We start from the raw sequence: 23,177 nt of genomic DNA, 5'->3' as shown, positions 1-23,177 counted from the left end.
GTAGAGTTAAGGGCCTTTCATGAAAATAGCAGTTCTCCCGGGCGATGGAATCGGCCCGGAAATCGTGGCTCAAGCCGTTCGCGTTCTTCAGGCGCTTGGACCTCAATTCGATCTAGAAGAGGCGCCTGTTGGCGGTGCCGCCTATGATTTAGCAGGACATCCCTTGCCACCTGCCACCCTAGAGTTGGCTAAAAAGGCAGATGCGATTTTGTTTGGCGCTGTTGGTGACTGGAAATATGACACCTTAGCTCGCGAGTTGCGTCCTGAGCAGGCCATTTTGGGTCTGCGTAAGCACCTAGCCTTATTTGCAAACTTTAGACCGGCTATTTGTTATCCCGAGTTAACTTCAGCATCTAGTTTGAAACCAGAAATTATTGGTGGCTTAGATATCTTGATTGTGCGCGAGCTTAATGGCGATATTTATTTTGGTCAGCCCCGTGGTATTCGTACTTCTGAGCTTCCTTTATTTAAGGGCGCACGCGAAGGCTTTGACACTATGCACTACAGCGAGCCAGAAGTGGAGCGCATTGGTCATGTGGCATTTGAGGCGGCGCGTAAACGTAGCAAGAAGGTATGTAGCGTAGATAAAGCGAATGTGCTGGAGACCTCACAGTTGTGGCGTGAAGTCATGATTCGGGTTGCTAAAGACTATCCAGATGTTGAGTTATCCCATATGTATGTAGATAACGCAGCGATGCAACTCGTTAAAGCACCAAAAGCATTTGACGTGGTTGTCACGGGCAATCTCTTTGGCGATATTCTTTCTGATGAAGCAGCTATGTTGACTGGTTCTATTGGAATGTTGCCTTCAGCTTCCTTGGATAAAAACAATAAAGGTCTTTATGAGCCTAGCCATGGCTCAGCACCTGATATTGCTGGCAAAGGTATTGCCAATCCATTGGCTACGATCTTGTCTGCTGCCATGATGCTGCGTTATTCCTTAGGCATGCCTGCAGAAGCTGATCGTATAGAAAAAGCAGTTCAGAAGGTGCTCGCTCAAGGTTTACGGACTGCGGATATTTATACCGAGGGGACTCAAAAGGTATCTACCGTGCAAATGGGTGATGCCGTAGTAGCCGCACTTGTATAAGTCAATGTATGGAATTAAATCTCAATAGCAAAATAATCATTTCAAAAAATAGTTAAATCATGGCAAATACAAAAACTCCTTTGGTAGGTTTGGTCGGCTGGCGCGGCATGGTTGGTAGCGTGCTAATGGAAAGAATGTTGGCTGAAAAAGATTTTGATTTAATTGAGCCGATCTTTTTTAGTACTAGCCAAGCAGGTGGCGAAGTACCTTTGCTCAATGGACAAAAAGTCACCAAGGGCGAAAGCACTTTGCAGGATGCTAGTGATATCAAAGCCTTGTCACGTTGTGACATTATTTTGACTTGTCAGGGTGGCGATTACACCAATGAGATCTTTCCTAAGCTACGTGCTGGGGGTTGGAGTGGCCATTGGATTGATGCTGCCAGCGCATTGCGTATGAAAGACGATGCTGTATTGGTCTTAGATCCAGTCAATCGCCCTGTGATTGATAAAGCCTTGGCTGCGGGTGGAAAAAACTGGATTGGTAGTAATTGCACCGTTAGTTTGATGATGATGGCGATGGGTGGTTTGGTGAAGGCCGATATGGTGGAGTGGATTAGCGCTATGACCTACCAAGCTGCTTCTGGTGCCGGCGCTCAGAATATGCGTGAACTCTTGCTCCAGATGGGAGCTTTGCGCGATAGCGTTGCTACAGAATTAGCAGATCCTTCATCATGGATTTTGGATATTGACCGTAAAGTTAGCGAAACATTGCGTTCACCTGATTTTCCGAAGAAAAATTTCCGCAATACTGCGTTGGCCGGTAGCTTGATTCCTTGGATTGATGTTCCTGTGGAGAATGGGCAAACTAAAGAAGAGTGGAAGGGTGGCGCTGAGTTCAATAAGATCTTAGGCCGTCCTGCATTTCGCACGCCTGGCAGCATTCCAGTGGATGGATTGTGTGTTCGCGTGGGAGCAATGCGTTGCCACTCTCAGGGCCTGACAGTGAAGTTGAAAAAAGATATTCCTTTGAAGGAAATCGAAACCATTCTTGCTAACGACAATCAATGGGTCAAAGTCGTTCCCAATGATCGTGAAACAACAGAGCGGGATTTATCGCCAGCTGCAGTGAGTGGCACCTTGACAGTTCCTATTGGGCGTTTACACAAGCTCGCAATGGGTCCTGAGTATTTGGGTGCTTTTACAGTGGGCGATCAACTCTTGTGGGGCGCTGCAGAACCATTGCGCCGCATGCTCAGAATTTTGCTTGAACATTAATGTCTCCATTTAGCCGACTAAGCGCTCTTAAGGTACTTTGCTTTGTTTGGCTAAGCTGGTCTTGTACGAGCTGGGCCATCTCATTAGGTTCCCCGCAACTGCTGTCTCGATCGGGAGAGCCACTACGTGTTGAAATTCCGATCCGCCTAGGCACTGATGAAGAGGGCGTCTTATCAAGCCTCAAGGCAGGGATGGTGAATAAGGCAGGATTTGAGCGTTTGGGCATCTCCCAAAAGATTCTGGAGCTCAATCCGCAAATCATGGTGTATCGGAACTCCCAAGAGCGACTAATGGTCCTGGTCGAAACCGTTAATCCAGTTCCAGTGAGTGATGATCCTTTTATTGATTTATTACTGAATGTCAGTTGGTCTAGCGGTAGTCTTACTAAAACATATACCTTATTGCTAGGTGATGTTCAAAAGGTTGTAGTAAAGCCAGGTCAAACCTTATCTGAAATCGCTGCTTTAATGGCGCCTCAATTGGATGGGGCAACACTAGACCAAGCCATGATGGCTTTATTTAAGGCCAACCCAGATGCGTTTGCCAGTGGCAGCATTAATCGCTTGGCAGCGGGTGCGGAACTGAATAAACCAAGCCAGGCTTTATTGCGCTCTATTAGTCCTGCTGAGGCAAACCAATTTGTAGCAGAAGCAAATGCGCAATGGCGTGAAGGAAAAGAAGCTAGCCTTAGTCCTGATGGAAAAGGTAAAGCAACTACTTCTGGAACAGCGGAAACCATTCAAAAAGATCGACTGAAGATTGGCTCGAGCGCTGATAGCAGCGATCAAGAAAAGCGTTTTTCTGAAGAATTGGTTGCGCAAGAAAAAGCGCTTGATCAGGCTAAGGCTCGTGTAGCAGAGCTAGAAAAAAATATTGCTGACTTACAGCGTCTTTTAGATAAATCCAAAGAGAAGAAGGCGGTAGAAAATAACTTTGGTCTAGGTGGATTTGGCCCTGCCATTTTGGCTATTGGATTGATGGCTCTGATTGGTTTAGTGCTTTGGGGTTTAGCTCGTAATGCAAGACGCTCTGAGAAGCTAGAATTTACTGAGCCTGTGAGCCGTGCTCCCGAAAGAAAAGAGCCGAATGTTCCTCATGGAATGCCTGAGCGAGCCAAAGCCTTATTTGCCAGTATTGATCTGGATTTAGTAAAGCCAGCCGTAAATACAAATACTGCGCAGCCTGCGCCCGCATCAAATCCTCTTTTGGATACCTTACGTGTGAAGCTAAATCTGGCTCGCGCATACATCACGATTGAAGATTTTTCTGCTGCTAAAAAATCATTAGAAGAAATTTTGCGCGTCAGTAATTCTGTTGATCCTGCAATTACGATTGAGGCGCAAGGATTGTTGTCAGAACTTCAACATCGCCATTCCTAGGCTCCAAAATGCGAATAGCGCTTGGCCTCCAATATGACGGCAGCTCTTATTCAGGTTGGCAAACTCAACCCAATGGTAATACGATTCAGGATGACTTAGAGAAAGCCATTACGGCTTTCATTGGTGAGCAGGGAGCTCAAGCTTTGCCTGTTAGCACTATTACTGCTGGTCGAACGGATTCCGGTGTCCATGCCTTAGGTCAGGTTGTGCATTTTGATACTCAGGTGGAGCGTGATCCATTTTCTTGGGTCAGAGGAATCAATTCTTTTTTACCAAAAGAGATTGTGATTAATTGGGCTAAACCAGTTTCAGATGAATTTAGTGCGCGTTTCTCGGCATTTGAGAGAACCTATATTTATGCACTTCACGCCGGACCTTGTCGCGCCCCGTTAGTAAGTTCTCGAGCAGGCTACCTCTTGTTGCCTCCTCAAAAATGGTTTGATGTCAAAGCCATGCAATTGGCTGCACAATCTTTAATCGGCGAGTATGATTTCACCTCCTTTAGATCTTCGGAGTGCCAAAGCAAAACACCTGTAAAAACCATTTACTCGATCGACATCATTTCTCAAGAGCCTTGGTTATATTTTCGGATACGGGGTAATGCTTTCTTGCATCATATGGTGCGCAATCTGGTGGGTAGTTTTCTGCAAATTGGAGTGGGAAAGCAGGCAGCTGAATGGATGGGGCAGTTATTAACGGCAAAAGATAGGCGTTTAGCTGCACCAACCTTTATGGCAGATGGCCTATATCTTGCCAAGATTGCCTATCCTGAACAATTTGAGATTCCAGGCCCTTGGTTGGAAAACTCCTGGTTGCCTCCAGAGGTGGCTGGAGCATAGGCAGTAGCAAAGCCTTATCATTCTTCTATGGGTTTACTTACTTTCTTACCAGGTCGCACCAGGGTCAAAATCTGCGGTCTACGTACGCCAGCCGATATTGATGCTGCTGTGGCGGCAGGCGTAGATGGTGTGGGATTTGTGTTTTATCCCCCTAGTCCAAGGGCTGTTACCCCCAATATTGCCGCACAGCTCATATCAAGGCTTCCTGTAGGGGTCGATGCTGTAGGTTTGCTTGTGAATGCCACCGATGAGGAATTTGCCGCTATTAAGGCCATTGCCCCCATTAGTTTGTGGCAATTTCATGGGGATGAGACCCCAGAAAGGTGTCTAGAGCTCTCAGCGGGGCAGCCCTGGATGAAAGCAGCCCGGGTCGGGGCTCAGTTCGCATATGAGGATTTTTCCCTACAATATAGGGATGCAAACGCTTTCCTGCTAGATGCCCTGGTTGAGGGTTACGGTGGAGGAGGCGTTCCTTTTGATTGGCAAGGAATTCCACAGACATGGGTAAGCGAAAACGCGCCTCGGGTCGTTTTGAGTGGTGGATTGAACACGCACAACGTGGGCGAGGCAATTGCTCGTCTGCATCCTTGCGCGGTTGACGTCTCTAGCGGCGTAGAAATCAGCAGGGGTGTAAAAGATCCCGCACTCATGGCTGAGTTTGTAAAAGCAGTGCGTGCGGCCGATGAGAAATCATCACCCTAATATTTGCTGTAATTAAATCAAAAGAGGTAACTATGTACGACAAGCCGGATGCACGAGGACACTTTGGTCCCTATGGTGGCGTGTTTGTTTCTGAGACATTGATGTTTGCATTAGATGAGCTTAAAGAAGCTTATGCAAAGTATCAATACGACCCAGAATTCATCGAAGAGTTTCATTACGAACTCAAGCATTTTGTTGGTAGACCTTCTCCTATTTATCACGCTAAGCGTTGGAGCGAAATGCTCGGTGGTGCGCAGATCTATCTCAAGCGTGAAGATTTAAATCACACTGGCGCGCATAAGATTAATAATGTGATTGGTCAAGCAATGCTGGCTAAGCGCATGGGTAAGCCACGCATTATTGCGGAGACCGGGGCAGGACAGCACGGCGTAGCTACCGCGACCATCTGCGCCCGTTTTGGCTTGGATTGCACGGTTTATCAGGGCTCAGTAGACGTAGCTCGTCAGGCTCAGAACGTCTTCCGCATGAAGCTACTCGGTGCCAAGGTCGTTCCTGTGGAATCGGGTACTAAAACCTTGAAAGATGCACTTAATGAAGCCATGCGAGATTGGGTAACCAATGTAGAAAACACTTTCTACATTATTGGCACAGTCGCAGGACCACATCCCTATCCGATGATGGTGAGAGATTTTCAGAGCGTGATTGGTGAAGAGTGCAAGGTGCAGATGCCAGAGATGATCGGTAACCAACCTGATTTTGTTTTGGCCTGTGTAGGTGGCGGCTCAAATGCAATGGGTATCTTTTATCCTTATATTGATTTCCCTGAAGTCAAACTTGTCGGCGTTGAAGCAGCAGGTCATGGCTTGGGTAGCGGATTGCATTCAGCTGCACTGTGTGTTGGTAAGCCGGGCGTTTTGCACGGCAACCGCACCTATTTGCTGCAAGATGAAAATGGTCAAATTTCTGAGACCCATTCTGTTTCAGCAGGCATGGATTACCCAGGCGTTGGGCCAGAGCATGCTTGGTTAAAAGACTCCGGTCGTGCTGACTATGTTGCTATTACTGATGAAGAGGCATTACAGGCTTTCCATGATTGCTGTCGTATTGAAGGCATTATTCCAGCCTTGGAATCTTCGCATGCCATCGCATACGCCTGCAAGCTAGCTAAGACTTTGCCTAAAGACAAAACGATTTTGGTGAACTTGTCTGGTCGCGGCGATAAAGACATGCATACCGTTGCTCAAGCAACCGGTTCTGAAGGCTAAGAAAAACGATGTCAAAGATTACCGCACTCTTTCAAGAACTAAAAGCTTCAGGCAAGAAAGGTCTCATTCCGTTTATCACGGCAGGAGATCCTGATCCAAAACAAACAGTTGAGCTCATGCATGCATTGGTCCGTGGCGGCTCGAATGTGATTGAGTTAGGCGTACCATTTTCTGATCCGATGGCTGATGGTCCAGTGATTCAGAGATCATCAGAACGTGCCCTGACTCATGGCGTGACTTTACATAGCTGTTTAGATATGGTGAAGGAGTTCCGTAAGAAAGATGCGAATACACCAGTGGTCTTGATGGGCTACGCAAATCCAGTAGAGCAGATGGGTGCTGAACGTTTTGCTACCGAAGCAAAAGCTGCCGGTGTTGATGGCGTTCTCGTAGTTGACTATCCGCCAGAAGAGTGTGTGGATTTTGCTGCTCGCATGCGTGTTGCTGGTATTGATCCGATTTTCTTATTGGCACCAACCTCATCTCATGAGCGTATTAAAGAAGCTGCCAAAATAGCTTCTGGTTATATCTACTATGTTTCTATGCGTGGCGTCACTGGTGCTTCGCACCTCAATACTCAAGATGTCGCGAGCATCATCCCCAAAATTCGGGAAGAAACCGATATCCCAATTGCTGTTGGGTTTGGCATTAGTGATGCAGCGAGCGCCAAGGCGGTTTCAGCTAGTGCCGATGCCGTGGTGATTGGTAGCCGTATTATTCGTCTTTTAGAGGATGCACCCCCAGGCCAAGCAGTACAATCACTGGAAACCTTTATTCGTGAAATTCGCGACGCCTTGGATAGCTAAATACTCATGAGCTGGATTGATAAGTTACTCCCACCCCAAATTCAACATACCGATCCTGTTAATCGCAAATCGGTTCCTGAAGGATTGTGGGTAAAGTGCCCAGATTGTGCAACCGTTCTCTACAGTACCGACCTTGAAGCAAATTTATCGGTTTGTCCTAAATGTAGTCACCACATGCGCATTGGTGCACGTCAGCGTTTAGATAGTCTGCTAGATGAAAAAGGCCGTTATGAAATTGGTGGTGATATTTACCCAACGGATCCCTTAAAGTTTAAAGACTCAAAAAAATATCCTGATCGAATTAAAGAAGCGAATGATGCTTCAGGTGAAACCGAAGCCTTGATTGCAATGGGTGGAAAAATTAAAGGCAATCCTGTTGTAGCTGCTTGTTTTGAGTTTCAATACATGGGCGGATCGATGGGCTCAGTAGTGGGTGAGCGATTTGCGAGAGGCGTACAAGAAGCCATTAATAAGAAATGTCCCTTCATCTGCGTTACTGCAACTGGTGGTGCGCGTATGCAAGAGTCTCTTTTATCTCTGTTTCAAATGGCAAAGACCAATTCCATGTTGACTTTGCTAGCTAAAAAAGGTTTACCTTACATTAGCGTTTTGACCGATCCCACTATGGGCGGAATTTCAGCGAGCTTTGCATTTATGGGTGATGTGGTAATGGCAGAGCCAAAAGCTTTGATTGGTTTTGCAGGACCTCGGGTGATTGAACAAACGGTTCGAGAAAAATTACCGGAAGGATTTCAGCGCTCTGAGTTCTTAATGCAAAAAGGCGGAATCGATATGATTGTGGATCGCCGTCAAATGCGCGCAGAAATTGCTCGCTTGCTTGCTTTATTACAAAAACATCCAGAGCCTGCGATCGCGGGTAGCGCAGCTGTTTAAGCGCTTGACTACCGCACATTCAACCCCTATTTTATTTTCTAGCCTGGAGGCTTGGCTAAGTCACCTCGAGTCTGCTCATCCTGTCGGCATCGATATGGGATTGGAGCGAATTAATCGTGTCAAGACGGCCCTAGATTTGCATTTTGATTGCCCTGTGATCACGGTTGCAGGCACTAATGGAAAAGGATCAACCTGTGCTTATCTCGAGAGTATCTTGTTGGCCTCAGGTTATCGGGTGGGTTGCCATACCTCACCACATTTACTTAAATTCAATGAACGTGCCCGTATCAATGGCGCTGATGTGAGTGATGCCACTTTGCTAGAGTGTTTCGAGGTGGTAGAGAGGGCGCGAGTGAGTTTGGTGGATGCACCTACGCTCACTTATTTTGAATTCACAACTCTTGCCATCATGTATTTATTTTCTAAATCGAATTTAGATGCCGTGGTTCTAGAAGTAGGTATGGGTGGCCGCTTAGATGCTGTCAATATTGTGGATGCGGATTGTGCCATTGTTACCAGCATTGATATTGATCACGCGGATTATTTGGGTGGCACGCGCGAGGCGATTGCACTTGAAAAAGCGGGAATTTTTCGTCCGGGACAGATAGCGGTTTGCGGAGATCCAGTGCCTCCACAAACCTTAATTGATTATGCTGAAAAATTAGACTGTGATCTTTGGTTGCAAGGACGTGATTACAACTTTCAGGGCGATAAGCAGCAATGGGGTTGGGCTGGTCGTAAAAAGCGCTTTAGTGGCTTAGGTTACCCCGCTTTAAGGGGCGCTAATCAGATTCTCAATGCATCTGCAGTCATAGCAGCCTTGATGGCTCTGCATCAGCGCTTACCAGTCAGCGCCCAGGATATCCGGAATGGGTTTGCTTTAGTCGAGCTCCCAGGACGCTTCCAAGTCTTGCCTGGTCAGCCCACGGTAGTGCTTGACGTCGCTCATAACCCCCATGCAGCGGCTACTTTAGGCCAAAGTTTGGAGAAAATGGGTTACCACCCTTATACCTACGCAGTTTTTGGCGCTATGGCCGATAAAGATATTGATGGGGTCATTAAGCCCCTCTTGGAAACCGTTGATTTTTGGTTCTGTACCGATCTTCCAACCCAAAGGGCTGCTAGTGCTCAGGATTTGGCTAAGAGGCTTGAGGCACTGGGCGTAAAGCCAAAAAACGGATCTGACGGCGGAATAGAGTGTTTTTCAGATCCTGCTGCAGCGTATCAAAAAGCGCTATCTCAGGCAGGTGAGGGTGATAGAATTGTGACCTTCGGATCCTTCTATACCGTTGCAGGCGTAATGGCTTATCGAAACAACCAGGCGCATTGATCCATGATTCGTTTACCGAAGCTTTTTAAGCGAAAAACACAGGCTGATGACCTTGATTTAGGTTCAGCAAGGGGTCGGCGCACCGCCAAGAATCCCGCTCCACGTAGTTTCCAACGCGCAGCCGAAGCTGAAGAACTTGCGCTAACTGAAGACCCAGAACAACAACGCGCTCGTCACCGACTTATCGGTGCAGCTGTTTTGGTATTGATTGCAGTGGTTGGTTTGCCACGCATCCTCGATAGCAAGCCAAAGTCTGTTAACAACGACATTGCGGTCAATATCGTCACTAGTTTGCCAACTCCAAGTGCAGAACCAAAGCCAAGCGAAAAGCCGAAAGTAGACGCTTTAACCAAAGAGGTGGTGGCTGAGCCTAAGGCCGAAGTTAAGCCTGATGCAAAAGTAGAGGAAAAGCCCGATGTGAAGTCTGTTGCACCCGCTAAGTCTGCGAGCTTAGGATTGGCTGCTGGAGAAGAAGTTATTAGCACTCAAACAAAACCGAAGGCGGAAGATGGTGCAGACAAATCACCAGCTTCAACAGGATCAGGAAAGTTTGTGATTCAGATTGGCGCCTTTGCCTCTGAAGAGCGCGCAAAAGGTTGGATCACCAAACTGAAAGATCAAAAAATTCCGAATTACGTTTTAAATAAAAATGGTACCGACGGCACTAAGTTATATGTTCTTCGTGCAGGTCCTTATACCGATAAAGAGTCTGCAGAAGCGGCTGAGAAAAAAATTAAGGCGATGGGCTTAACTCCCAGAATTGTCGAGACAGGTAAGCAGTAATGGAATACATATCCACCCTCAAATTTACAACGGTGGATTATTTCACCCTAGTGGTTTTGCTTGTGTCGGCTTTGATTGGAATATCTCGCGGTCTATTTAAGGAGGTCCTAGCTCTGGCCTCGTGGCTTGTAGCTGCTTGGGTGGCTTATCACTATAGTTATTACTTATCTACTGAGTGGCTTTCTACTTTCCACTTGGATGAATTGCTAAGCTTAGGAATTAGCTTTTTAATATTGTTTATCTTGACTTTGGTTGCCTGCGGTTTATTTGGCGGAGTGATTCAAAAAATTATTTTGTCTGCAGGCTTAAGTCTGACAGATCGTTTCTTAGGATTAATTTTCGGTTTAATGCGCGGGGGCTTGATTGTGGTGGTTCTAGCAACCCTAGCTGCATTAACTCCTATTCCTCAAAGTGTTGCCTGGCAAAAGGCGATTACTCGCCCAGCCATTGATATGGCCACTGGATTAATTAAAAGTTGGTTGCCTGCAGATTGGGCAAAGCAGTTGAGTGATGCAATGCCTAAAGTAACTCCAACCATTACACCTAAATTAACCATAGGGATCTAGAAATATGTGCGGCGTCGTAGGAACAGTTTCCCACTCCCCAGTTAATCAGCTTCTTTATGATGCCTTGTTACTTTTGCAACATCGTGGACAAGATGCTGCAGGTATTGCCACCATGAACGGCAACTCATTCACCATGCATAAGGCCAATGGTCTCGTGCGAGACGTATTCAGAACTCGCAATATGCGCAGCTTAGTGGGGAGCGCTGGTATTGGCCAGGTTCGTTATCCCACTGCAGGTTCGGCTAGCAGTGAAGAGGAGGCTCAACCTTTCTATGTGAGCGCCCCTTATGGAATTATTTTGGCTCATAACGGTAACCTAACCAATGCGCCAAGTTTGCGTGTTGAGATGGCATATCGTGATCGTCGCCATATCAACACTAGTTCTGATACTGAAGTATTGCTAAATGTTTTGGCTGATGAGTTACAAAAGGAAACCAATAGTGCTGCCTTGGATGAGGGTGCCATGTTCAATGCGGTTACCGGTGTCACTCAGCGTGTTAAAGGTTCTTATGCGGTTGTTTCCCTGATTGCAGGTTATGGCTTGTTAGCCTTCCGCGATCCCTTTGGTATTCGCCCTTTATGTCTTGGTCGAATTGATACAGCCAAGGGCCCAGAGTGGATGGTGGCATCTGAGTCGGTTGCTCTAGAGGGCTTAGGCTTTACCTTTGTCCGCGACGTTAATCCTGGTGAAGCGATTTACATTGATCTGGATGGTAATTTCTACTCACGTCAATGCGTTCCAAATGCAGCGCTTACCCCTTGTATTTTTGAATATGTATACATGGCCCGTCCGGATTCCACAATCGATGGCGTAACTGTTTATAACGTTCGTATGCGTATGGGTGACTATCTCGCTGAGAAGATTCGTAAAGAAACCAATGTTGCAGAAATTGATGTAGTTATGCCAATTCCGGACTCTAGTCGTCCCGCAGCGATGCAGGTAGCAAAACGTCTTGGTGTTGATTACCGTGAGGGCTTTTTCAAGAATCGCTATATCGGTCGGACCTTCATCATGCCTGGTCAAGCAGTACGTAAAAAATCTGTGCGCCAAAAGCTCAATGCAATGCGTATTGAATTCAAAGATAAAACAGTATTGATTGTGGATGACTCTATTGTTCGTGGCACCACTTCATTTGAGATTGTGCAAATGGCTCGTGAGTCGGGCGCCAAGAAAGTGATCTTTGCATCTGCGGCACCCCCAGTACGTTTTCCGAACGTCTACGGAATTGATATGCCAACACGTAGTGAGTTAGTGGCTTATGGTCGTACTGATGAAGAAATTAACAAACTCATTGGTGCTGACCAGTTGATTTATCAAGATGTAGAGGATATGAAGCAGGCGGTTAGGGATATCAATCCAGATATCCAGAACTTTGAAGCCTCTTGTTTTGATGGACATTACATTACTGGCGATATCACCGAATCCTATCTAGATGCTTTAGAGGCCGCCCGAAATACTTCGGAAGCTAAGGCAGATAGACAGCGTGATTCCAGTGATTTTGCTCGCTCACAACTTCATTTGCATTTAGCTACTGAAGACTAAAAACGACAGGAATTTGCCTCAACTGAGGCAAATTGGGGATTCAGTGTCAAAATAGCAGGATGAAGAGCAAAACTACCCGCAAAAAACCTGATTTTTCTAAGCTCGCGCTTGAGACCTTGGCGGTCCGGGCCGGCACGCGTCGCACTAGTGAATATCAAGAGCATTCGGAAGCACTATTTCTGACCTCCAGTTTTTGCTTTGATAGTGCTGAACTTGCGGAAGAGGGCTTTGCTCACGCAGATAAGGGCTTTATTTATTCCCGCTTTACGAATCCAACCGTCAGCATGTTCCAGGATCGTCTGGCTGCTTTAGAGGGTGGTGAGGCCTGCATTGCAACCGCCTCAGGAATGTCAGCCATTCTGACGATGGCAATGGCCCATTTGCAGGCGGGCGATCATGTGGTTTGCTCGCGCTCCGTCTTTGGCGCAACCATTCAGCTCTTTACCAATATATTGGGCCGCTTTGGTGTGACGACTACTTATGTTGACTTGGCTGATACCAAGTCATGGCAGGCTGCTGTCCAGCCTAATACCAAAATGTTTTATCTAGAGACGCCGTCTAACCCTTTAACTGAAATTGCTGACATTAAAGCGATATCGAAAATTGCTAAAAAGGCAGGCGCATTATTTGCAGTAGATAACTGCTTCTGCACTCCTGCATTACAAAAGCCTTTGTCACTAGGCGCTGATGTGGTGATTCATTCGGCAACAAAGTACCTTGATGGACAGGGCAGAGTAGTTGGTGGAGCGATTGTCGGTAGTAATGATTTCATTATGGGAAAAGTATTTCCCTATGTACGCACTGCAGGCCCAACACTATCGGCTTTTAATGCCTGGGTTTTCCTGAAAGGCCTTGAGACTCTGGAGTTGCGCATGAAGCAGCAGAGTCAGAATGCGCTTGCTCTAGCTCAGTGGCTAGAAAAGCAGCCGGGAGTTGAGCGCGTTTATCATCCGGGCCTCCAATCCCATCCTCAACATGCTTTAGCTAAACGCCAACAAAAAGAGGGTGGCGCGATTCTGTCTTTTGAACTCAAAGGCGGCAAAAAGGCAGCCTTTAGACTGATTAATCAAACTAAGCTGTGCTCTATTACTGCTAATTTAGGTGATACACGGACAACGATTACCAATCCAGCAACAACTACACATTGCCGTGTGAGTCCTGAAGCTCGCAAGGCTGCCGGTATCTCTGATGGCTTGGTACGCATTGCAGTGGGCCTTGAAAATATCAACGACTTGAAGAATGACCTTGTTGGTGGCTTTAAAAAGTAGACATGGGTTTTTCTGACGCTACTCAATTTTGGAATGAGCGCTTTGATAAAGCAGAATTCATTTTCGGCAAAGAGCCTAATGAGTATTTAGTAGAACAGACTAAACAATATTTAAAGTCAGGCAATAAAGTGCTTTGCATTGCTGATGGTGAAGGCCGTAATGGCGTTTGGCTAGCCAAGCAAGGTATGCAAGTAGTGGGTTTTGATGTTTCGGATATCGCCCTTACAAAAGCAAAAAAGTTTGCCCAGGATAATCAAGTCAGCATTGATTACTCTCTCTGTGATAGTGATGGCTTTAGCTGGGGTGCCAATAGCTATGATGCAGTGATCGGAATTTTTATTCAGTTTGCTGATCCCGCTATGCGCGCCCGAATTTTTCAGCAAACTTATGAGGCTTTAAAACCAGGTGGGATTTTTATTCTTCAGGGTTATACGCCAAAGCAGCTGGTATATAAAACAGGTGGCCCCTCACTCATCGAGCATCTGTACACCGAGGATATGATTAGAGATCTTGCAAAAGATTTCCAGATTCTGGATCTAGGCTGCTATGAAAAAGAGTTATCTGAGGGCGCTAGACATACTGGTATGTCTGCTTTATTGGGACTAGTTGCTCAAAAGTAAATCGCAGCAAAGGTAATGGTAGTGCTAGTTACTAAATCGCCGCGGATCATTAATGGGTCGCAATGGCATGATGTGAATCTTAGCGCTATCGATTTCTATATGAGCTATGCCATCCATCTTGAGTGATAGGCGCTTCACTTCAGCTGCAGATGCTTGCCATGTAATAGTGTGAGGACTGTCACTTAGTTGCAGCTGAATCACTGCAATTTGTCCTAGGGTGCTGATTTGCAAAACTTTGGCCGCAATGCTAGTAGCGCTAGATTCCTCATGAAGGCTTAATCCATCTGCCGGGATAACCCAGGCTACTGGTGTATTGGGTGGAATCTTGCCCTTATCCATCACATTAAAAATTTGTTTGCTGTTATTCCAACTGAGTTTTCCTGAGTTGAATACGCCTTCAAACATATTATTAATGCCCACTAGTTCTGCAACGCGTGCATTTCTGGGTTTTTGAAATAGGACTTGTGGTGCTGCAGTTTGTAGGCCCACTCCTTGGTCGATCACCGTAATGCGATCAGCAAGTAAATCTGCTTCATGCAGATCATGCGTCACCATCAGAATGGGGATGCGGAGATCTTTTCTTAAATCGGCCAATGTTTTATATAGGCTTTGACGAGTGGGAGCATCGATTGCAGAAAACGGTTCATCTAGCAACAAGACTTTAGGTTGTCTGATTAGCGCTCTTGCGAGGGCAACTCTTTGCTGTTGACCTCCTGAGAGTTGATGCGGCATCCGTCCCGCAAGCTCACTAATCCCCATGTGTGCCAGCCAATCTTTGGCAATAATTTTTCGATCGGCAATACTCAGTCCAGAGTTGTGCAGAGGAATACAGACATTTTCTAATGCAGTTAGATGTGGAAATAAAGCGTATTGTTGAAATAGAAATCCACAGGAGCGTGCCGTAGGAGCTAGGATGGTTTTTGTAGCGCTAAGCTCATCAACATCAAACCAAACTTCCTCGTCACATTCAATTCGTCCAGAGTGAGGATGGTTTAAACCGGCAATGGTGCGTAAAACGGTTGTTTTGCCGCTTCCAGAGGGGCCTACTAAAGCGTGTAATTCTCCCGGACCACACTCTAGATTGATTTGCAGGGGGCTCGGGCTAATTTGGGCTGCTTTTATTTTGAGCATTAGCTACCCCGACTTCTTTGGGGGAGAGGGTTTCGTCCAAAAACACCGTAGGACAATGCAATGGCTACCAGTGAGATTGTCAGCAGTAGTAGTGATAATGCACCAGCGCCTGCAGTGTCAAAGCTTTGTACTTTGTCATAGATTGCAATAGAGACCGTTTTAGTTTCACCAGGTATCGCACCGCCAACCATTAGGATGACGCCAAACTCCCCAAGTGTATGGGCAAAGGTAAGTACCGCCGCACTAGTAATTCCTCTCCAAGCCAAAGGAAGCTCAATTAAGCGAAAGATTTGCCAGTTACTAAGGCCGCTAACTTGAGCCGCTTCACGTATCTCTGGATTAATCGACTCAAAGGCGCGCTGGATCGGTTGGATCGCAAATGGCAGATTGACTATAAGTGAGGCAATGAGGATTCCTGTAAAAGAGAAAACCAAAGGAATTCCCAGAAATTCTTTGCCTCCTAGGCCCACCAGTAGGTAGTAGCCTAAAACAGTAGGGGGTAGTACCAATGGCAGGGCTAAAGCAGCCTCAATCCAGGGTCTGCTTTTTCCTAGCTTAATGAGGGAGTGGGCTACCCAAATTCCAAACGGCAGAATGAGGACTAAGGTCCAAATAGCTAATTTAAGAGAAAGAAGAATTGCGTCCATATCCATGTTTTTACATTGTATTGCTTGGCAATATAGGGTTAGCCACTATATCGCTTTGGGCGCTTGGAGAGTCAAATATGCGTATTCATGCATATTCTATTAGGGCATCTTTTTAAATTGAAATCTAAGACTCCAAATATGGCGAAAAACTTATCTCCCAAACAGATGGAGAAGGTGTTTCCTAAGGTGGCAGCTTATTTCAATATTCTGTCTGAGCCAGCACGTCTCCGGATTATCTATGCGCTTTGCTCTGGAGAAAAATCAGTATCAGAGGTTATTGAGATGTGCGGCACCAGTCAAGCTAATGTATCTAGACATCTTCAGGCGCTTCATAAAGCTGGAATCTTGTTTAGGCGTAAAGAAGGAGCTACCGTTTATTACTCAATTGCCGATAGTGCAACAGTAGATATATGTCAGATGGTTTGCGCAAAAATTATCAAAGAAATTCACTAAGTTTAAGAAGTTAACTTTTATAAGCAGAGGTCAAATGACTAAGAAGCAAATTGAATTAAGTGCTGCAGATATTTATGCAGTCGAAAAGCCAACCAACAGGGCTCGCTTAGTAAAGGCGCCGGAGCACTTCGTATCTCAGGATTTAATTGCAGATATTAATGAGAATGGGCTTGATGAAACCCGTCGTGGATTTTTGCGCAAGGGCTTTCTTTCTGCGATTGGTGGGGCGGCAGCTGGTTTAGCAGCACCTTTAGCAATGGCTTCGGGTGAAGGGGACGTATTCATTCTTGAAAAGCAAGAGTGGCAAACCACTTTAGGTAAGAATGTAGCAACCATGCCCTATGGCGTGCCATCAATATATGAGGCTAATTTAATTCGCCGTGAGTCGCCTGGTCTTACACGTGTCTCTGCTGCATCGGTGGCCTTTACGCCTCTTCAAGGTTTATTTGGAACTATCACTCCAAATGGTTTGCATTTTGAACGTCACCACCAAGGTTGGTATAACGTAGATCCAGATAAGCATCGTTTGATGGTTAATGGCATGGTAAGAAATCCTCGTGTATTTACCATGAACGATTTGATGCGCCTGCCATCAGTGTCTCGTACGCATTTTATTGAGTGTGGTGCCAATACTGGGCTTGAGTGGGGTAACGTTGCCGTACCTACCGTTCAGTACACCCATGGCATGCTTTCTTGTTGTGAATTTACAGGCGTACCTCTGAAGGTCTTACTTGAGGAATGTGGTGCTGATCTTAAAAAAGGCAGGTTTATGTTAGCCGAAGGTGGTGATGGATCCGGCATGACTCGTACTATTAATTTGGAAAGCTGCCTAAATGACGCTATCGTAGCTTGGTCAATGAATGGAGAGATGTTACGTCCTGAAAATGGTTTCCCATTGCGTTTGGTTGTGCCAGGAGTTCAGGGTGTCAGTTGGGTGAAGTGGCTTCGCCGTTTAGAAATCGGTGATATGCCTTGGGCTGCAAAAGATGAGGCCGTTCACTATATTGATCTCATGACAGATGGCTCTCATCGTCAATATACATCTGTGCAGGAATGTAAGTCTGTTATTACCACCCCATCAGGCGGGCAACAGTTGTTAGATAAAGGCTTCTATAACGTGAGTGGCATGGCCTGGTCTGGGCGTGGCAAGATTAAGCGTGTAGATGTTTCGTTCGATGGTGGCAATAACTGGCGTACTGCACGCCTTGAAACGCCGATTCTCACTAAGTCTATTACCCGTTTCAATATTGACTGGGTATGGGATGGATCTCCTGCAATTCTTCAATCACGCGCAATTGATGAAACTGGTTACGTTCAGCCATCAATTAAGGCCTTGCGTGATGTGCGTGGAACAAGATCCATTTATCACAACAATGCAATTCAATCTTGGAAATTAGATTCAAATGGTGAGGTTAGCAATGTACAAGTTGGATAAATTAACTACGCGCATTGGTTTTGTGGCACTTCTAGTTTTGGGTGCTAATAGTGCGATTGCGCAATCTGATTCTTCAAAGTTTCCAGGCATTGGCCGTCACGCAACGATGGCTGAAGTTGCAGCCTGGGATATTGATGTGCGTCCGGATTTTAAAGGCCTCCCAAAGGGGTCTGGATCTGCCAGCAAGGGGGAAGGTATTTGGGAGGCCAAATGCGCTAGTTGCCATGGTAGCTTTGGTGAATCTAATGAAATCTTCACGCCTATCGTCGGTGGCACCAGTAAAGAAGATCAAAAAACCGGTAAGGTCGCCTCCTTATCTAATAATAAGCAGCCTCAACGAACTACTTTAATGAAGGTGGCCACCGTCTCAACTTTGTGGGACTACATCTATCGTGCAATGCCTTGGAATGCTCCGCGTTCATTGAGTGCAGATGAAACTTATGCGTTAGTTGCTTATATCCTCAGTCTGGGGGAAATTGTGCCTAGCGATTTTGTGCTGAGTAATACCAACATCGCTGAAGTTCAGGCAAAAATGCCTAATCGCAACGGTATGAATTTTCAGCATGGCATGTGGACTGCAAATGGTAAGCCTGACGTAAATGCCAAGGCTTGTATGAGTAATTGCTCCCAATTTGTTCAAATTGGCTCCACATTGCCTGATTACGCCAGAAATGCTCACGGTGATATTGCGTTGCAAAATCGTGAATATGGCCCCTATAGAGGGTCTGATAGCACTAAACCACCATTACAAGCACTTCCCGTTGGTGCCAGCATGAAGTCAAAATCTACTGCTGCTGCTGAAACTGGGCCGGCAGCTTTATTTAAAGCCAAAAATTGCTCTGCTTGTCATGCTCCAAATGCAAAGTTAGTTGGGCCTTCAATTGAGCAGGTTGCTGCAAAGTATAAAAATCCCGCCGTTTTAGCCATGCTTTCTGCCAAGGTGATGAAAGGTGGCTCTGGAGCATGGGGCGCTATTCCAATGCCGGCTCAAGATGTAACCGCTGAGGAATCTAAAGCTTTGGTTGGGTGGATGCTTTCAGGTGGCAAGTAATTAAAAATAGGTGTTAACCTTAATGTTTGAATGGTTAAGTAATAATATTTTTATGTGTAAGAGATTAATAAAGGAGTTTTTATGAATCAACAGAGACGCAGTTTAGTGAAGTATTCAGCAGTGTTTGGTCTGATGGCCTCCACTGGTTTAATTAGTATTGCACAAGCACAAGAGTGGAATAAAGCCGCTTTTGAGGGCAAGAGTTTGGATGATGTATTCAAGATCTTAGGAGCTGGTAGCCCAGAAAAATCTACAGCAGTGACCTTGAATGCTCCAGATATTGCTGAAAATGGTGCAGTAGTTCCGGTAGGCATTACAACAACACTGAAAGCTGAACAACTGGCAATCTTGGTTGAGAAAAACCCAAGCGCTTTGGCCGCACAATTCTTTATACCTGCTGGCACCGATCCATTCGTGACAACTCGCATCAAGATGGGTCAAACATCCAATGTATATGGTTTAGTCAAGGCTGATGGTAAGTGGCTTGTGACTGTTAAAGAAGTCAAAGTCACACTTGGTGGTTGTGGCGGTTAATTTCGCAGTAATCCAATAAAACAATTTATTTATATATAGAGTAAAAGAGGAACCAAAATGGCTGATCCAATGCGCGTAAGAGCTGCTGAAAATGGCGGTACTGTAGATGTAAAAATTTTGATGAAACATGATATGGAGTCCGGTCAGCGTAAAGATGCTGCCGGCAAAACTATTCCTCAGTGGTTTATCAGCACAATTAACGTTACAGCCAATGGCAAAAAAGTATTTGCTGGCGAATTTGGTCCTGCAGTTTCTAAGGATCCATTTTTGAACTTTAAATACAAAGGCGCTAAAGGCGACAAAATTGTTGTGACTTGGAATGACAATAAAGGCGACAAACGTACTGATGAAGCAACTGCTTCTTAAAATCAATACGCACAATTAAAAAATAAAAGGGTTACCATGAAAACACGCATTCTATATGGCGTTATTATTGGCTTATTTGTAGTATTGCAGGGCTGTTCTAGTCCTCCTGCAAAAAATGAGGCTTCTAAAGCTGCCGCTCCAACTGGAGGGGCTCCAACAGACGAAATTGAAAAGTATCGTGCAATGATTGCTGATGGTAACCCTGCTGATTTGTATGAGGCAGCTGGTGAAGACATTTGGAAAAAGCCCATGGGCCCTAAAAATGTTTCATTAGAAAAGTGTGATTTAGGTATAGGCCCTGGCGTTGTGAAGGGCGCCTATACCCAATTGCCAAAATACTTTAAAGATACCAACAAAGTTCAAGACTTGGAATCCCGCTTGGTAACCTGTATGGAGAAGTTACAGGGATACAACAGTCAAGAAATTATTAAAGCGGGCTTTGAAAAGGGCAAGCGCAAGGATGTTGAAGCAGTAGTTGCATATGTTGTTGCTGAATCCAAGGGTATGAAAATCAACACTGTTGCTAACCATCCTAAAGAAAAAGAAATGTATGAGCTTGGTAAGAAGTCCTTCTTCTATCAGGGTGGTCCAATGGACTTCTCCTGCGCATCTTGTCATGCAGAAAATGGCAAGCGTATTCGTTTGCAAGATTTGCCAAATATCACTGAGCAAAAAGGCGCAGCGCTTGGATGGGGTTACTGGCCGGCATACCGTGTATCTAGCGGCAACTTTTGGACAATGCAACGCCGTCTAAATGACTGTTATCGCCAGCAGCGTTTCCCTGAGCCGATCTATATTTCTGACGACACTATCGCTGTTTCCCTCTATATGGCAGTTAATGCCAAGGGCGGAACAATGAATGCACCTGGACTGAAGCGTTAATCGCTGGAGATAAATAACATGAAAAATAAATTATCCTTATTAGCACTTACGCTCGCTTTATCTATCGGCGCTGCACATGCTGCAACTCCATTTGAAAAGATGATGTCCTCGAGCTTCGAAGCAAAAGGGCAAGCTGGACTTGATCGTCTGGATCAAGATGCAGCGCAAAAGTTTTGCTCCAATATGGCGAACTTAGGTGGTGCTGGCGATCCAAAAACGCGCGAAAAAATCCAAGCTGAAAATATGAAATCCATTAAGCAACCTTCTGATGGTAAATATATCGGCGACTGGAAGAACGGTGAAAAGATTGCCCAAAGCGGTCGAGGTGCCACTTGGACTGATAAAGCAGGTAGCGAAAATGGAGGCGGTTGCTATAACTGCCACCAGATTAATATCAAAGAGGTGTCTTATGGAAATATTGGGCCATCACTTTGGAATTATGGAAAGTTACGTGGTTACTCTAAAGAGATAGTGGAATACACCTGGAATCGTATTAATAATTCGAAGGCATACAACGTTTGCAGCAATATGCCCCGCTTCGGTCACTTCAAGCTCTTAAATGAGAAGCAAATGCAGGATGTCATGGCTTTACTGCTAGATCCTGCGTCACCAGTTAATCAATAAAGTAAAAAAACAGGCCGACAGGCCTGTTTTCATAAAGGAATATTATGTCTTTAAGTCGTCGCGAATTTTTGCAGGCGTTAGCAATTGCCTCTGCTGGCGGAATGAGTTTGCAGTCCAATTTTGCTAGCGCACAAACTACAGCGCAGAAATTCTATGATTTGCCGAAGTTCGGTAATGTGCATTTCCTGCACTTTACTGACTGCCACGCACAACTACTGCCAATTTATTTCCGCGAACCTAATGTCAACCTTGGCATTGGCGCTCAAGAAGGTAAAACACCTCACTTAGTCGGAGAATATTTTTTAAAGGCAAATGGCATTAAACCAGGTACACGTGATGCGCACGCCTTTACTTACCTTGATTATGTGGCTGCAGCACAAAACTACGGAAAAGTTGGCGGCTTTGCCCACATGGCAACTCTAATCAAGCAAATTAAAGCAAGCCGACCAGGAGCGCTCTTGTTGGATGGTGGTGATACTTGGCAAGGTTCAGGTACATCCCTTTGGACAAACGGTCAGGATATGGTTGATGCAGCGCTGCTCTTGGGTGTTGATGTTATGACTCCCCACTGGGAGATGACTCTTGGTGAGAAGCGTGTCATGGAAATTGTCAATGGGGACTTCAAGGGAAAAGTTTCTTTTGTTGCGCAAAATATTAAAACGGCTGATTTTGGGGATGCAGTCTTTAACCCTTATGTCATGAAAGTGCAGAACGGAATTCAAGTTGCCATCATTGGTCAAGCCTTCCCATACACACCGATAGCAAACCCTCGCTACTTCACTCCTGATTGGACTTTTGGTATTCAGGAAGAGAATATGCAAAAGACGATTGATGAAGTGAGATCAAAGGGCGCTAAGGTTGTAGTACTCCTTTCCCACAACGGCATGGATGTGGATTTAAAGATGGCATCACGCGTTCGCGGTTTAGATGCAATCTTAGGTGGTCATACACACGATGGCGTCCCGATTCCGGTCAAGGTTAAAAATGCAGGTGGGGTCACTCTCGTAACAAATGCGGGGTCAAATAGTAAATTCTTAGGTGTATTGGATTTTGATGTGAAGGGCGGCAAGCCGGTCGATTTCCGTTACAAGCTATTCCCAATCTTCTCCAATATGATTCCAGCAGACCCAGCGATGAATAAGTTGATCGCAAAGGTCAGGGCACCATATGAAGCAAAACTCACTGAGAAGCTAGCAACTACTGAGGGCCTCTTGTATCGGCGCGGTAACTTTAATGGCAGTTTTGATCAACTGATATTAGATGGTCTGATGGCGCAGAAGAATGCTGAAATTGCATTCTCACCAGGCTTCCGTTGGGGAACTAGTCTGTTGCCAGGACAGCCAATCACACGTGAAAATCTGCTTGATCAAACAGCAATTACTTATCCATATACAACAGTAACGAATATGAATGGCGAAATGATCAAGACGATTCTTGAGGACGTTGCAGATAACCTCTTCAATCCTGACCCCTACTATCAACAGGGTGGTGACATGGTGCGTGTTGGTGGCCTGCAGTATACGATTGACCCAGCTGAAACTGCGGGTAAGCGTATTACGGATATGCGATTGAATGGCAAGGCAATTGAAGCCAATAAAACATACAAAGTGGCTGGTTGGGCTCCTGTAAGTGAAGAGGCTAAGAATGCAGGAGGCGAGGCTATTTGGGATGTGATTGAACGTCATCTACGTGATGTCAAAGTAGTTAAGGCCGTAAAGCTGAACGAGCCTATCATCAAGGGCGTCAAGGGTAACCCTGGCATGGCTCCAATTTAATTACATTAATATACAA

At 45.7% G+C, this 23,177-nt stretch carries 24 protein-coding genes; 22 read left to right on the top strand and 2 right to left on the bottom strand.

Annotated elements, in window-relative coordinates:
• Positions 1 to 19: 19 nt before the first annotated feature.
• From leuB to ICN41_RS03460, 14 genes are read left to right on the top strand one after another with little or no spacing between them, the layout of a single operon-like run.
• A complete protein-coding gene (gene leuB, locus ICN41_RS03525; RefSeq protein ID WP_216291451.1) occupies positions 20 to 1,090 on the top strand; it encodes a 3-isopropylmalate dehydrogenase in 1,071 nt (356 codons plus the stop codon).
• A gap of 59 nt (positions 1,091 to 1,149) precedes the next feature.
• The gene (asd, locus tag ICN41_RS03520) at positions 1,150 to 2,307 is read left to right on the top strand and encodes an aspartate-semialdehyde dehydrogenase (RefSeq protein WP_216291450.1); all 1,158 of its coding nucleotides are present in this window, start codon (positions 1,150 to 1,152) and stop codon (positions 2,305 to 2,307) included.
• A complete protein-coding gene (locus ICN41_RS03515) occupies positions 2,307 to 3,686 on the top strand; it encodes a FimV/HubP family polar landmark protein (RefSeq protein WP_216291449.1) in 1,380 nt (459 codons plus the stop codon). Before asd ends, ICN41_RS03515 begins: the two co-directional genes overlap by 1 nt.
• An 8-nt stretch (positions 3,687 to 3,694) precedes the next feature.
• Entirely contained in the window at positions 3,695 to 4,525 is an 831-nt protein-coding gene (gene truA, locus ICN41_RS03510; RefSeq protein ID WP_216291448.1) for a tRNA pseudouridine(38-40) synthase TruA, read from the top strand.
• A gap of 27 nt (positions 4,526 to 4,552) precedes the next feature.
• Entirely contained in the window at positions 4,553 to 5,227 is a 675-nt protein-coding gene (locus tag ICN41_RS03505) for a phosphoribosylanthranilate isomerase (RefSeq protein ID WP_216291447.1), read from the top strand.
• A 32-nt stretch (positions 5,228 to 5,259) separates the two neighbouring features.
• Entirely contained in the window at positions 5,260 to 6,453 is a 1,194-nt protein-coding gene (gene trpB, locus ICN41_RS03500) for a tryptophan synthase subunit beta (protein ID WP_216291446.1), read from the top strand.
• A gap of 8 nt (positions 6,454 to 6,461) precedes the next feature.
• Positions 6,462 to 7,259, top strand: a complete 798-nt coding sequence (gene trpA / locus ICN41_RS03495; RefSeq protein ID WP_216291445.1) for a tryptophan synthase subunit alpha — start codon at positions 6,462 to 6,464, stop codon at positions 7,257 to 7,259.
• 6 nt (positions 7,260 to 7,265) lie between these two features.
• Positions 7,266 to 8,153: an acetyl-CoA carboxylase, carboxyltransferase subunit beta gene (gene accD, locus ICN41_RS03490; RefSeq protein ID WP_216291444.1), complete on the top strand. Its 888-nt coding sequence runs from the start codon at positions 7,266 to 7,268 to the stop codon at positions 8,151 to 8,153.
• 4 nt (positions 8,154 to 8,157) lie between these two features.
• The gene (gene folC / locus ICN41_RS03485) at positions 8,158 to 9,483 is read left to right on the top strand and encodes a bifunctional tetrahydrofolate synthase/dihydrofolate synthase (protein WP_216291443.1); all 1,326 of its coding nucleotides are present in this window, start codon (positions 8,158 to 8,160) and stop codon (positions 9,481 to 9,483) included.
• A gap of 3 nt (positions 9,484 to 9,486) precedes the next feature.
• Complete coding sequence (locus ICN41_RS03480) at positions 9,487 to 10,266, top strand: SPOR domain-containing protein (RefSeq protein ID WP_216291442.1); 780 nt, start codon at positions 9,487 to 9,489, stop codon at positions 10,264 to 10,266.
• Complete coding sequence (locus ICN41_RS03475; protein WP_216291441.1) at positions 10,266 to 10,832, top strand: CvpA family protein; 567 nt, start codon at positions 10,266 to 10,268, stop codon at positions 10,830 to 10,832. Before ICN41_RS03480 ends, ICN41_RS03475 begins: the two co-directional genes overlap by 1 nt.
• A 4-nt stretch (positions 10,833 to 10,836) precedes the next feature.
• Complete coding sequence (purF, locus tag ICN41_RS03470) at positions 10,837 to 12,375, top strand: amidophosphoribosyltransferase (RefSeq protein ID WP_216291440.1); 1,539 nt, start codon at positions 10,837 to 10,839, stop codon at positions 12,373 to 12,375.
• A gap of 59 nt (positions 12,376 to 12,434) precedes the next feature.
• Complete coding sequence (locus tag ICN41_RS03465; RefSeq protein ID WP_216291439.1) at positions 12,435 to 13,643, top strand: O-succinylhomoserine sulfhydrylase; 1,209 nt, start codon at positions 12,435 to 12,437, stop codon at positions 13,641 to 13,643.
• 2 nt (positions 13,644 to 13,645) lie between these two features.
• On the top strand, positions 13,646 to 14,263 hold the full coding sequence (locus ICN41_RS03460) for a bifunctional 2-polyprenyl-6-hydroxyphenol methylase/3-demethylubiquinol 3-O-methyltransferase UbiG (RefSeq protein WP_216291438.1): 618 nt from the start codon (positions 13,646 to 13,648) through the stop codon (positions 14,261 to 14,263).
• 24 nt (positions 14,264 to 14,287) lie between these two features.
• Here the strand turns inward: ICN41_RS03460 and ICN41_RS03455 are convergent, their stop codons facing one another.
• A complete protein-coding gene (locus ICN41_RS03455) occupies positions 14,288 to 15,394 on the bottom strand; it encodes an ABC transporter ATP-binding protein (RefSeq protein WP_216291437.1) in 1,107 nt (368 codons plus the stop codon).
• Positions 15,394 to 16,041: a molybdate ABC transporter permease subunit gene (gene modB / locus ICN41_RS03450; protein WP_255537879.1), complete on the bottom strand. Its 648-nt coding sequence runs from the start codon at positions 16,039 to 16,041 to the stop codon at positions 15,394 to 15,396. The genes ICN41_RS03455 and modB overlap by 1 nt, the downstream gene beginning before the upstream one ends.
• A gap of 138 nt (positions 16,042 to 16,179) precedes the next feature.
• Between modB and ICN41_RS03445 the strand changes: the two genes are divergently transcribed.
• The 8 genes from ICN41_RS03445 (at position 16,180) to soxB (ending at position 23,161) form a co-directional block, all read left to right on the top strand.
• The gene (locus ICN41_RS03445; RefSeq protein ID WP_216291435.1) at positions 16,180 to 16,494 is read left to right on the top strand and encodes a metalloregulator ArsR/SmtB family transcription factor; all 315 of its coding nucleotides are present in this window, start codon (positions 16,180 to 16,182) and stop codon (positions 16,492 to 16,494) included.
• Positions 16,495 to 16,528: 34 nt separating this feature from the next.
• Entirely contained in the window at positions 16,529 to 17,929 is a 1,401-nt protein-coding gene (soxC, locus tag ICN41_RS03440) for a sulfite dehydrogenase (RefSeq protein ID WP_216291434.1), read from the top strand.
• The gene (locus ICN41_RS03435) at positions 17,913 to 18,980 is read left to right on the top strand and encodes a c-type cytochrome (RefSeq protein ID WP_216291433.1); all 1,068 of its coding nucleotides are present in this window, start codon (positions 17,913 to 17,915) and stop codon (positions 18,978 to 18,980) included. The genes soxC and ICN41_RS03435 overlap by 17 nt, the downstream gene beginning before the upstream one ends.
• 81 nt (positions 18,981 to 19,061) lie before the next feature.
• A complete protein-coding gene (gene soxY / locus ICN41_RS03430) occupies positions 19,062 to 19,514 on the top strand; it encodes a thiosulfate oxidation carrier protein SoxY (RefSeq protein WP_216291432.1) in 453 nt (150 codons plus the stop codon).
• A 57-nt stretch (positions 19,515 to 19,571) separates the two neighbouring features.
• Complete coding sequence (gene soxZ / locus ICN41_RS03425) at positions 19,572 to 19,880, top strand: thiosulfate oxidation carrier complex protein SoxZ (RefSeq protein ID WP_216291431.1); 309 nt, start codon at positions 19,572 to 19,574, stop codon at positions 19,878 to 19,880.
• A 36-nt stretch (positions 19,881 to 19,916) separates the two neighbouring features.
• Positions 19,917 to 20,762: a sulfur oxidation c-type cytochrome SoxA gene (soxA, locus tag ICN41_RS03420; protein ID WP_216291430.1), complete on the top strand. Its 846-nt coding sequence runs from the start codon at positions 19,917 to 19,919 to the stop codon at positions 20,760 to 20,762.
• An 18-nt stretch (positions 20,763 to 20,780) separates the two neighbouring features.
• Entirely contained in the window at positions 20,781 to 21,386 is a 606-nt protein-coding gene (soxX, locus tag ICN41_RS03415) for a sulfur oxidation c-type cytochrome SoxX (protein WP_216291429.1), read from the top strand.
• A 44-nt stretch (positions 21,387 to 21,430) separates the two neighbouring features.
• Positions 21,431 to 23,161 carry a thiosulfohydrolase SoxB gene (gene soxB, locus ICN41_RS03410; protein ID WP_216291428.1) on the top strand — a complete coding sequence of 577 codons (1,731 nt, stop codon included), beginning with the start codon at positions 21,431 to 21,433 and terminating at the stop codon, positions 23,159 to 23,161.
• Positions 23,162 to 23,177: the final 16 nt, after the last annotated feature.

Source organism: Polynucleobacter sp. 15G-AUS-farblos (assembly GCF_018882445.1).
Classification (GTDB): Bacteria; Pseudomonadota; Gammaproteobacteria; order Burkholderiales; family Burkholderiaceae; genus Polynucleobacter.
The sequence above is the reverse complement of the archived record's forward strand: the minus strand, read 5'-3'. Positions and strand labels throughout refer to the sequence as shown.

Excerpts from the sequence above, each read along its gene's own strand:
- modB (WP_255537879.1), bottom strand. The coding sequence starts at position 16,041 with ATGGACGCAATTCTTCTTTCTCTTAAATTAGCTATTTGGACCTTAGTC.
- purF (WP_216291440.1), top strand. The coding sequence starts at position 10,837 with ATGTGCGGCGTCGTAGGAACAGTTTCCCACTCCCCAGTTAATCAGCTT.
- trpB (WP_216291446.1), top strand. The coding sequence starts at position 5,260 with ATGTACGACAAGCCGGATGCACGAGGACACTTTGGTCCCTATGGTGGC.
- ICN41_RS03455 (WP_216291437.1), bottom strand. The coding sequence starts at position 15,394 with ATGCTCAAAATAAAAGCAGCCCAAATTAGCCCGAGCCCCCTGCAAATC.
- ICN41_RS03460 (WP_216291438.1), top strand. The coding sequence starts at position 13,646 with ATGGGTTTTTCTGACGCTACTCAATTTTGGAATGAGCGCTTTGATAAA.
- ICN41_RS03435 (WP_216291433.1), top strand. The coding sequence starts at position 17,913 with ATGTACAAGTTGGATAAATTAACTACGCGCATTGGTTTTGTGGCACTT.
- ICN41_RS03505 (WP_216291447.1), top strand. The coding sequence starts at position 4,553 with ATGGGTTTACTTACTTTCTTACCAGGTCGCACCAGGGTCAAAATCTGC.
- ICN41_RS03445 (WP_216291435.1), top strand. The coding sequence starts at position 16,180 with ATGGCGAAAAACTTATCTCCCAAACAGATGGAGAAGGTGTTTCCTAAG.
- accD (WP_216291444.1), top strand. The coding sequence starts at position 7,266 with ATGAGCTGGATTGATAAGTTACTCCCACCCCAAATTCAACATACCGAT.
- truA (WP_216291448.1), top strand. The coding sequence starts at position 3,695 with ATGCGAATAGCGCTTGGCCTCCAATATGACGGCAGCTCTTATTCAGGT.
- soxX (WP_216291429.1), top strand. The coding sequence starts at position 20,781 with ATGAAAAATAAATTATCCTTATTAGCACTTACGCTCGCTTTATCTATC.
- soxZ (WP_216291431.1), top strand. The coding sequence starts at position 19,572 with ATGGCTGATCCAATGCGCGTAAGAGCTGCTGAAAATGGCGGTACTGTA.
- soxA (WP_216291430.1), top strand. The coding sequence starts at position 19,917 with ATGAAAACACGCATTCTATATGGCGTTATTATTGGCTTATTTGTAGTA.
- soxC (WP_216291434.1), top strand. The coding sequence starts at position 16,529 with ATGACTAAGAAGCAAATTGAATTAAGTGCTGCAGATATTTATGCAGTC.
- ICN41_RS03480 (WP_216291442.1), top strand. The coding sequence starts at position 9,487 with ATGATTCGTTTACCGAAGCTTTTTAAGCGAAAAACACAGGCTGATGAC.
- ICN41_RS03475 (WP_216291441.1), top strand. The coding sequence starts at position 10,266 with ATGGAATACATATCCACCCTCAAATTTACAACGGTGGATTATTTCACC.
- asd (WP_216291450.1), top strand. The coding sequence starts at position 1,150 with ATGGCAAATACAAAAACTCCTTTGGTAGGTTTGGTCGGCTGGCGCGGC.
- leuB (WP_216291451.1), top strand. The coding sequence starts at position 20 with ATGAAAATAGCAGTTCTCCCGGGCGATGGAATCGGCCCGGAAATCGTG.
- soxB (WP_216291428.1), top strand. The coding sequence starts at position 21,431 with ATGTCTTTAAGTCGTCGCGAATTTTTGCAGGCGTTAGCAATTGCCTCT.
- trpA (WP_216291445.1), top strand. The coding sequence starts at position 6,462 with ATGTCAAAGATTACCGCACTCTTTCAAGAACTAAAAGCTTCAGGCAAG.
- soxY (WP_216291432.1), top strand. The coding sequence starts at position 19,062 with ATGAATCAACAGAGACGCAGTTTAGTGAAGTATTCAGCAGTGTTTGGT.
- ICN41_RS03515 (WP_216291449.1), top strand. The coding sequence starts at position 2,307 with ATGTCTCCATTTAGCCGACTAAGCGCTCTTAAGGTACTTTGCTTTGTT.
- ICN41_RS03465 (WP_216291439.1), top strand. The coding sequence starts at position 12,435 with ATGAAGAGCAAAACTACCCGCAAAAAACCTGATTTTTCTAAGCTCGCG.